This window comes from Rhizomicrobium sp., assembly GCF_056722145.1.
On sequence record NZ_JBWZET010000340.1, the window covers coordinates 1 to 8,747 of the forward strand.

At 63.0% G+C, this 8,747-nt stretch carries 10 protein-coding genes and 1 pseudogene; 7 read left to right on the forward strand and 4 right to left on the reverse strand.

Annotated features, from left to right (window positions below; all coding sequences use genetic code 11):
* Nucleotides 1-122 precede the first annotated feature (122 nt).
* Together ubiB and ubiE are read right to left on the reverse strand one after the other, a co-directional pair.
* A complete protein-coding gene (ubiB, locus tag AC1P6P_RS18090) occupies nt 123-1,685 on the reverse strand; it encodes a 2-polyprenylphenol 6-hydroxylase (protein ID WP_481403842.1) in 1,563 nt (520 codons plus the stop codon).
* Nucleotides 1,685-2,452: a bifunctional demethylmenaquinone methyltransferase/2-methoxy-6-polyprenyl-1,4-benzoquinol methylase UbiE gene (gene ubiE, locus AC1P6P_RS18095; RefSeq protein ID WP_481403843.1), complete on the reverse strand. Its 768-nt coding sequence runs from the start codon at nt 2,450-2,452 to the stop codon at nt 1,685-1,687. Before ubiE ends, ubiB begins: the two co-directional genes overlap by 1 nt.
* 12 nt (nt 2,453-2,464) lie before the next feature.
* Here ubiE and mutM point away from each other — a divergent pair, with 12 nt between their 5' ends.
* Together mutM and AC1P6P_RS18105 are read left to right on the forward strand one after the other, a co-directional pair.
* A complete protein-coding gene (gene mutM / locus AC1P6P_RS18100; protein ID WP_481403844.1) occupies nt 2,465-3,334 on the forward strand; it encodes a bifunctional DNA-formamidopyrimidine glycosylase/DNA-(apurinic or apyrimidinic site) lyase in 870 nt (289 codons plus the stop codon).
* Between the two features lie 261 nt (nt 3,335-3,595).
* Nucleotides 3,596-3,957: pseudogene (locus AC1P6P_RS18105) on the forward strand (endonuclease domain-containing protein).
* A gap of 229 nt (nt 3,958-4,186) precedes the next feature.
* Here AC1P6P_RS18105 and AC1P6P_RS18110 read toward each other — a convergent pair.
* Both AC1P6P_RS18110 and AC1P6P_RS18115 read right to left on the reverse strand, forming a co-directional pair.
* Nucleotides 4,187-4,627, reverse strand: a complete 441-nt coding sequence (locus AC1P6P_RS18110; protein WP_481403845.1) for an SRPBCC family protein — start codon at nt 4,625-4,627, stop codon at nt 4,187-4,189.
* Complete coding sequence (locus AC1P6P_RS18115) at nt 4,620-4,943, reverse strand: ArsR/SmtB family transcription factor (RefSeq protein WP_481403846.1); 324 nt, start codon at nt 4,941-4,943, stop codon at nt 4,620-4,622. The genes AC1P6P_RS18110 and AC1P6P_RS18115 overlap by 8 nt, the downstream gene beginning before the upstream one ends.
* Before the next feature lie 74 nt (nt 4,944-5,017).
* Between AC1P6P_RS18115 and arfB the strand changes: the two genes are divergently transcribed.
* The 5 genes from arfB to AC1P6P_RS18140 form a co-directional block, all read left to right on the forward strand.
* On the forward strand, nt 5,018-5,443 hold the full coding sequence (gene arfB, locus AC1P6P_RS18120) for an alternative ribosome rescue aminoacyl-tRNA hydrolase ArfB (RefSeq protein ID WP_481403847.1): 426 nt from the start codon (nt 5,018-5,020) through the stop codon (nt 5,441-5,443).
* A 44-nt stretch (nt 5,444-5,487) separates the two neighbouring features.
* Nucleotides 5,488-6,258, forward strand: a complete 771-nt coding sequence (locus AC1P6P_RS18125) for an enoyl-CoA hydratase (protein ID WP_481403848.1) — start codon at nt 5,488-5,490, stop codon at nt 6,256-6,258.
* A gap of 84 nt (nt 6,259-6,342) precedes the next feature.
* Nucleotides 6,343-6,609, forward strand: a complete 267-nt coding sequence (gene rpsT / locus AC1P6P_RS18130) for a 30S ribosomal protein S20 (RefSeq protein ID WP_481403849.1) — start codon at nt 6,343-6,345, stop codon at nt 6,607-6,609.
* A 473-nt stretch (nt 6,610-7,082) separates the two neighbouring features.
* Complete coding sequence (locus AC1P6P_RS18135; RefSeq protein ID WP_481403850.1) at nt 7,083-7,520, forward strand: rhodanese-like domain-containing protein; 438 nt, start codon at nt 7,083-7,085, stop codon at nt 7,518-7,520.
* Between the two features lie 214 nt (nt 7,521-7,734).
* Nucleotides 7,735-8,747 (forward strand): DnaA ATPase domain-containing protein (locus AC1P6P_RS18140; RefSeq protein ID WP_481403851.1); only part of this gene is annotated, 1,013 nt, incomplete at its 3' end.

Consider the following 8,747-nt stretch of genomic DNA (forward strand, 5'->3'; position numbering starts at 1 on the left):
ATAATCCGTTCGCGCAAATCCAAGGAATACGGCTTGCCCATGGTCCACCTCCGACCAAGGTGAATCATGATTTGCCCCTCAATGGGAATCCCCCTTGCGATTCCTGATGACTGTCCGATGCTCTAGAAAAACTTCCACACCACGGCGCCGATGGCAGCGGCGGCGGCGACCAGCCAGAGCGAGGCGCGGGCGAAGCGCGTCTGCTGCAGTTGCGCGGCGGCAATTTCTTTGGCGCTGTCGGGATGCAGGCGCAAGCCGCCGCCGGCCAGCATCAGCGAGATGACCTGGGTGTTGCGGACGAATTCGGGCAATTCGTGGATGACGCGGCCGAGCGCGCGCAAGCCCTCGCCGGCTTCCTTCAGCCGCGCGGTGGGCGACAGCTGGTCGCGCATCCAGCCCTCTACCACCGGCCGCGCCGCCTCCCAGATATCGAAATCGGGATCGAGGTGGCGGGCGACGCCTTCCACCACCACCATCGTCTTCTGCAACAGCAGCAACTGTGGCTGCGCCTGCATTTCGAAGCGGCGGGTGGTGTCGAACAACTGCTGCAGTACCTTGGCCATGCTCATGTCGCGCGCCGGACGGCCGAAGATCGGCTCGCCCACGGCCCTCAGCGCCTGGGCAAAGGTCTGCAGCGGGAAATGCGCCGGTACGAATCCGGCCTCGAAATGGACCTGCGCGACGCGAACGTAATCGCGCGCCAGGAACCCAGCGATAGTCTCGGCCATGAAGTGGCGCATGCCGGTATCGAGCCGGCCCATGATGCCGAAATCGACCGCCACCAAGCGGCCCGCCGTGTCGACGAACAGATTGCCGGGATGAAGATCGGCGTGGAAAAAGCCCTCGCGCAGCGCCTGGGTGAGGAAGGTGCGCATCAGGATCAGCGCCACCTGCTTGGGGTCATGCCCCGCCGCCTTCAGCGCCTCCACATCGCGCACCGGCACACCGTCGATCCATTCGGTGGTGAGGACGCGCTGCGAGGTGCGGTGCCAATCGACTTCGGGAATCCGGAAGCGGTCGGCCCCGGCCATGCGTTCGGCGAGTTCCGAGGCCGCCGCCGCTTCCATGCGCAGATCGAGTTCGAGCGCAGCGGACTCCGCCAGCGTCTGGATCAGCGCCGTCAGCCTGAGCCGCCGCGCCTCGGATGCAAACCGCTCCGCCAGCCGCGAGCCATAGCTCAGGGTTTCGAGGTCGCGGGTGAATTCCTCTTCGATGCCGGGGCGCAGCACTTTCACCGCCACACGGCGGCCATCGGTGGTCTCGCCGGTGTGGACCTGGGCGATCGACGCCGCCGCCACCGGCTCGCCGAGGGTGGTGAACATCGCCTCCACCGGCCGGCCGAATTCGGACGCGATCACCGCCCGCGCCGCGGCCGAGGGGAACGCCGGCAAGCGGTCTTGCAGGCCCTCCAATTCAAGCGCCACGCCGCTGCCGACGAGGTCGGGACGGGTCGCCAGCACCTGCCCCAGCTTCACGTAGGCGGGTCCCAGCGCCTCCAGTGCCCGCGCCAGCCGTTTGCCGGGGGACGTGCCATCCTTGGCGCGGCCGCTGCCGAGAATGCGCCGGAGCACGCGCACATGCCGGGGCATCAACGCCATGTACTCGGACGGGAACAGCGCATCGTGCCGCGCCAGCGTGCGGGCCAGCCGCCAGACGCGCCACAAATGGGTGAGCCGCCCCGCCATCAGATCTTCCAGGCCGAATGCATCGCGGCGATGCCGCCGGAGAGATTGCGCACCTTGACCTGCGACAGGCCGGCGTCCTCGATCATGCGCGCGAACTTGGCCTGCGGCGGGAAGCGGCGGATGCTTTCAATCAGATACTGATAGGCCTCGCGGTCGCCCGCCACCGCCTCGCCAAGCTTAGGCAGGATGTGGAACGAGAACTTGTCGTAGAGCACGTCGAGCCCCGGCACCACCACCTGGCTGAACTCAAGGCACAGGAAGCGGCCGCCCGGCTTCAGTACGCGGCGCGCCTCTTCCAGCGCTTTCTCGATCTTGGTCACGTTGCGGATGCCGAAGGCGATCGTATAGGTGTCGAAACTGGCGTCGGGCAGCGGCAGCGCCTGGGCATCGCCGGCCACCCAGCCGATCGCAGGTTCGCCCAGTGCCTCGGCCCGCTTGACGCCTTCCGCCAGCATGTCGGGATTGATGTCGCAGACGGTGATATCGGGCGTGGCGCCGCGGGCGCGCAGCCGCTTGGCAATGCGAAAAGCGATGTCGCCGGTGCCGCCGGCCACGTCGAGGCATTTGAACGTCGGCTGCGGATTGAGCCAGTCGACCATGGCGTCCTTCCACAGCCGGTGGACGCCTCCGCTCATGAGGTCGTTCATCAAGTCATAGTTGCGGGCAACCGACGAGAACACGCCGCGGACGAGCTTTTCCTTGTCGCCGGCGGGCACGTCGCGAAAACCGAAAGAGGCGGTATGCTGAGGGGCAGATTCTGATGACATGGCTGCAGTCTAATGCCCGAACTGCCAGAAGTCGAAACCGTCCGCATGGGGCTTGCGCCCGTTCTGGAGGGGCGCCGGTTCACCAAGGTAGAAACCCGCCGCGGCGGCTTGCGGGTGCCGTTCCCCAAGAATTTTGCCGCGCGGCTGACGGGCAAGCGCGTGAAAAGCTTGCGGCGCCGCGCCAAATACCTGCTCGCCGAAATGGACAGCGGCGAAACGCTGGTAATCCATCTCGGCATGAGCGGGCGTATGGCGGTCTATGCCGACGGCGGCGCAAAGACGCTCGGCCACTATGTCTACGATGCCGCACCCGAAGGCGCGGGTTCCGGCAAGCACGACCATTTCGTGTTCGAGACCGACGCGCCGGCCCGCATCGTCTTCACCGATCCCAGGCGCTTCGGCCTGATGACCCTTATCGCGACCGACGAGCTGGAACACGACAAGCTGTTCGCCGACCTCGGCGTCGAGCCGCTGTCGAACCATTTCCATGCCGACTATCTGGCGGCGGCGCTGCAGGGCAAGAAGACGCCGATCAAGTCGGCGCTGCTCGATCAGCGGGTGATCGCCGGGATCGGCAACATCTACGCCTGTGAAGCGCTGTTCCGGTCGCGCCTCTCGCCCAAGCGGCTGGCGGGCAACGTGCGGGCCGCAGAAATTCCGCCGCTCGTCGCGGCGATCAAGACGGTGCTGCGAGAGTCGATCGCGGTGGGCGGCTCGACCCTGCGCGATCATCGCACACCCGACGGCAGCCTCGGAAGCTTCCAGCATCACTTCCAAGTCTACGACCGCGAAGGCGAACCCTGCCCCGGCTGTGCAGGCACCGTCAAACGCATCGTGCAAGCGGGACGATCGACGTTCTTTTGTCCGAAGTGCCAGAAGTGATCTCCTCCCCCCCCGTGGGAGAGGACGCAAAATCTTGCGTTTAGCGGCGCGCAGGATTGGCAAAGCCTGCACCGCTCGCCGCTAAGCCCTAGATTTTGCTGGTGAGGGGGATGTGCCACCTCACCCCTCACCTGAAAAATCATCGGGGTTAGCACGGCGCCTTTCTGGCTCGCGACAAAAGCGCGTCGGCGCCGCGCTAACCCCGTGATTTTTCTTCCTCTCCCACAAGGGGAGAGGGAATTTATGTGCTAAGATCATGACGTGAAACACACATTCGCCCAAACACTGCGTCGCGAACAAACTGATGTCGAGCGCAAGCTGTGGTTTGCGCTCAGGGACCGGCAATTCGGCGGATTCAAGTTTCGCCGCCAGCAGCCGATCGGACCTTACATTGTCGACTTCGTATGCTTCGCGGCCAAGATCGTCGTCGAACTTGACGGCGGTCAACACGGCGATGAAACCATCTTGCCTATGATCATACTCGCACGGCGCGACTGGAAGCCGATGGCTTTCGGGTGTTCCGGTTCTGGAACAACGAACTGATCATGAACTTCGCTGGCGTCCTGGAAACGATCGAACGGGCACTGAACGCAAAGCCGGAGTTGCCGAAACCGCCATTTTGATCCCCATGTGGGAGAGGGCAAAAACGAAACAGGCCGCTCTCGGGCGAGGGGCGGCCTGTTTATAGCTACGGTGATGTAGTAGAAATGGGGAAACGTCCCGCATTGTTCAAGGGGAGTTTTGCGTTTTTCTTGAAAATAATTTCGCAAGTACTCTTAACGCCTTAGCTATGACAGCGCTGGACTTCTTGCGCGACTGCCTTCCATTTGCAGGAAAAATTTTTCCGCCAGCCTATTTCGTGCTCGGCAGCGCCTTGCCGGTTTCGAGCAGCGATTTCAGGCTCGACAGCACCGCCGGCCAACCGCCCGACACCGCCTGAATGAACTGCGAGCCGTCTTTCTCGATCGTGTGCGTGACCGTGAGCTTAACCATTTCGCCTTTCGGCTCGAGCTCCATCACGCAACGCGAATAGCCCTCTTCTTTCAGCTCGGGGCGGAATTCGTGGCGCCACTTCAGTTCGAGCCGGCGCGGCGGATCGAAATCGACGACCTCGCCGGTGTCGGCCACGCGCCCGTCGGCGAATTTCAGCGACCACGCGGCGCCCTTCTCCCAGGTCGTCTCCTGGGTGACGCCGAACCAGTACTGGCGCACGAATTCCTGCTCGGTCAGCGCCTGCCACAGTTTTTCGGGCGACGTGCGGATGTATGTCACATAAACGAATTGATCAGCCATCGTTGTTCCCTTCGAGTTTATTCTTCAGGTCCGCGAGCGCCTGCACCCGATGGCGCTCGTATTTGCCGATCCACCGCTCGGCGATCTCGTTGATGGGAACGGGATTGAGGTAGTGCCGCTTCTCGCGCCCATGCCATTGCACGACGACGACCCCGGCCGCCTCAAGCTGCGACAGATGCTTGGTCACCGCCTGGCGCGACATGTCCATGCCGTCGCAAAGCGCCGCCAGCGTCTGCCCGTTCCGGGCAAAGAGACGGTCCAGCAAGTGCCGCCGCGCGGGGTCGGCCAAGGCCCGGAAAACCGCATCCATGCTCATGGGTGCGACGATAGGCAACCATATGGTTGCATGTCAAGCGAGCGCTTCGCGGGGATGACAGCTATTATTTCACCATGCCCGAGATTCGCATTACGCCTGACATTGCCATCGACGAACGCGAGCTGGAGGAGAGTTTCGTGCTCGCCTCCGGCCCCGGCGGCCAGAACGTCAACAAGGTGTCGAGCGCGGTGCAGCTCCGCTTCAACGTCGCCTTCAGCCTGTCGCTGCCCGAGCCGGTGCGTTTCCGTTTGATGACAGCCCTCAAGAGCCGCCTGACCAAGGACGGCGTGCTGGTGCTGGTGGGGCGCAAGTATCGCGACCAGAACCGGAATCGCGAAGACGTTCGCGCCAGACTGGCGGAGCTGATCGAGGCGGCCACAATCGAGCCTAAAAAACGCTACAAAACGAAGCCGTCGCGTGGTGCCAAGGAAGAAAGGTTGCAGCACAAGAAAAAACATGCGGAATTGAAACGCGGCCGCGGCAAAGTCCGCGACGACTAGCGCGCTTTTCGCGCAACTGTTCGCGTAACCAACGAAGGCTCCGTATGGAAAACATTCTTGTCACGCACGACGGTGCGGTCGGCATCATTACCCTCAACCGGCCCAAGGCCCTCAATGCGCTGAACCGCGCCCTGCTCGCCGAACTGTGCGCGCAACTGGAAGCGTTCGACGCCGATCCGGCCGTGCGCTGCGTGGTCGTGACCGGCTCCGAACGGGCCTTTGCGGCCGGTGCCGACATCAAGGAGATGGCGCCGCAATCCTATATGGACATGTTCAAGGCCAACTATTTCGCCAGCGCCTGCGACCGCATCGCCGCCACCCGCAAGCCGGTGATCGCGGCAGTCTCCGGCTATGCCCTCGGCGGCGGCTGCGAGCTGGCCATGCTGTGCGACTTCATTATCGCCGCCGACACCGCCAAGTTCGGCCAGCCCGAGATCACCCTCGGCGTCCTGCCCGGCATGGGCGGCAGCCAGCGCCTTACCCGTTTCGTGGGTAAGTCGAAGGCGATGGAGATGTGCCTGTCGGGGCGGATGATGGACGCCGCCGAGGCGGAACGGTCGGGGCTGGTCAGCCGAGTCGTGGCGGCGGCCGATCTGATGGCCGAAACCCTGAAAACGGCCCAAAAGATCGCCGGACAGTCGGTCCCGGCCCTGATGATGGCCAAAGAAGCGGTCAATCGCTCCTACGAGACCACCCTGGCCGAGGGGCTGCTCTACGAGCGCCGCCTCTTCCATGCCGCTTTTGCGACCGAAGACCAGAAAGAAGGCATGGCCGCCTTCGCCGAAAAGCGCAAACCCGCCTTCAAGGACAAATAGCGCGGCCCCTGGCGGCGGTAATGAATTGACCCCGGAGCCGCCACGGGCTATACGCCCCGCCTCTTAAGTCTAGGAAACCGATCGATGCCGAATATCGCCTCAGCCAAGAAGCGCACCCGGACCGCCGCCAAGCGCGAGGCCATCAACCATTCGCGCAAGACCCGCATTCGCGGCTTCGTGCGCAAGGTCGAAGAAGCCATCGCCACGGGCGACGCCAAAGCCGCTCAGGACGCTCTCAAGGCCGCCGAGCCGGAAATCATGCGCGGCGTCAGCAAGGGCGTTGTTCATAAAAACACCGGTTCCCGGAAAGTTTCCCGACTGTCCAAGCGGGTCGCCAAGCTGTCCAAGTGATAGCCTGCGCTTGACTCTTGCAAGTTTCGCGAAAACAGGTCCAAGATTGTCTTGGACCTGTTTTTATTTGTCAGTGGGCTGACGAACACTCCAAAACGCCGCAGTGCACTGCAGCATGACAGTTCCGCTTCGGTAAGCCCCTGATTCGCCAAAATTAACCACGCCATTCCTATTTTCAGTATAAAGAACATACGGTTAGGAATGGGCCTGCCATCATCGATTCGTCATAGAATCTTTGGCGTTCAGCGTTTGTCCCCTTGAGTCGCCCCCAGGATTTTGCTTAAGGTTATCCACGGTGGAGGCACGAGATAACAACAATGCCTAGCAAAACTAAAATACAGAAAAGGGTGTTGTGTGCGCTCCGAAGTACAGTTCGAGCGGCTTCGCAGTAAAACTAAGTAAAAATTTAAATCGAGTACTTAAAGCGGCGGGAATGCCCGTCCGCGCGATGACGTTTCTTCGGACTGTTAAGAATGACCACTTCTCTTCCACACGGCTACGCAGGTGACGCAAGTGTCACGGAAGCCTGGGCGGCGCTCCAGAGCGACCCGCGGGCCCAGCTCGTCGACGTGCGGACCACGGCGGAATGGTCGTTCGTCGGCCTGCCCGATCTCAGCAGCCTCGGCCGCCGGGTGCACTGCATCGAATGGGTTCGTTTTCCGGCGATGGCGCCGAATCCGAACTTCATCGCGGAAGTGCGCGCTGCGTTAGGGAGCGAGCAAGACATCGCCGTTTACCTCCTGTGCCGTTCGGGGGCGCGGTCGCGTGCCGCCGCCATCGCGCTGACGGCGCAAGGCTACACGAACAGCTTCAATATCGCCGGTGGGTTCGAGGGCGATCTCGATCCCGAATACCACCGCGGCACAAACAATGGCTGGAAGGCGGCAGGCCTTCCGTGGGTGCAGACATAAAACCGAGGGAGGATGCCATGCGAAGTTGGACGGCGCCGGTGGGACGGCGCCCAGGAGGCCACTAGACCGGACCAGGGAAGGGTCCGGACTTCGAACAAGAACAAGACGGTGCGTGCAAGAAAAAATCAGGCGCATCGGGCATAAGTGGGTGTGGGATATGGGACAGTCTACAAGCAAGCCGACCTCGAAGGATTGGCCGTCACGTTGGGCATGCGTGCGCGAGCGTCTTCGCAAGGAACTCGGCGATCCGATTTTTGACGCGTGGATCGCGCCGTTGACCCTCGAGAAGTGGGAGAACGACGACCTCAGGATCGGCGCCGCCAAGCCGTTCGTGCGCAACTGGGTCGCCAATCACTACATCGCCCGGATCGAGCGCGCGTTCCGCGCCGAGAATGCCGAGCCGGCGTCGATCTCCATCGTGGTGGCCACCGCGCCGTCGCAGGTCGCGATCCAGGTTTCCAAGGAACCCGTGCACATCACGCCGCAGCCGCAGATCCCGCCCTCCAACGTCTCCTACATGCCGCATGTCGGCCCGGAAGGCGCCAACGGGGCCGGTCAGGGCCTGTGGAGCCGCATGCTGCATCCGCAGCAGACGTTCGATTCTTTCATTCCCGGCCAGGCCAATGAGTTCGGCCACGGCGCCGCGCGTGCCTTTGCGGAAGGCACCTCGAGCGACCTCACCATCCTCTACATCCATGGCGGCTTCGGCTACGGCAAGACCCACCTGCTCAACGCCGCGGCGCTGGAATTCCGCAAGCGCGGCAAGAAGGTGCTGTTCCTCAGGGCCGAAGACTTCATGCGCCACTTCCTCGGCGCCCTCTACCGCAAGGACACCCTCAACTTCAAAGAAGAGCTGCGCTCGGCCGAAGTGCTGATCATCGACGATCTGCAGCACATCTGCCGCTCGGCGGCGACCGCTTCGGAGTTCCTCTACACGGTCAATGCGCTGGCCGATCTGCGCCGCAAGGTGGTGATCGCCGCCGACCGCGCTCCGGCCGCCCTGGAAGGACTCGGCGCCGACGTCAAGAGCCGCATCTCCGGCGGCCTCGTCTGCCAGCTCAACAAGCCGGACCGCGATACCCGCCTCGAGATCCTGCAGCATCGTGCCGCCGAGTTCACCCGCCTGCGTCCCGGCGTGACGATCCCGCTCGACGTGCTCGAACGGATCGCCGACATCGAAGACGCCGCCCCGCGTGAGCTGATCGCGATCCTGACCAAGCTCTGCAC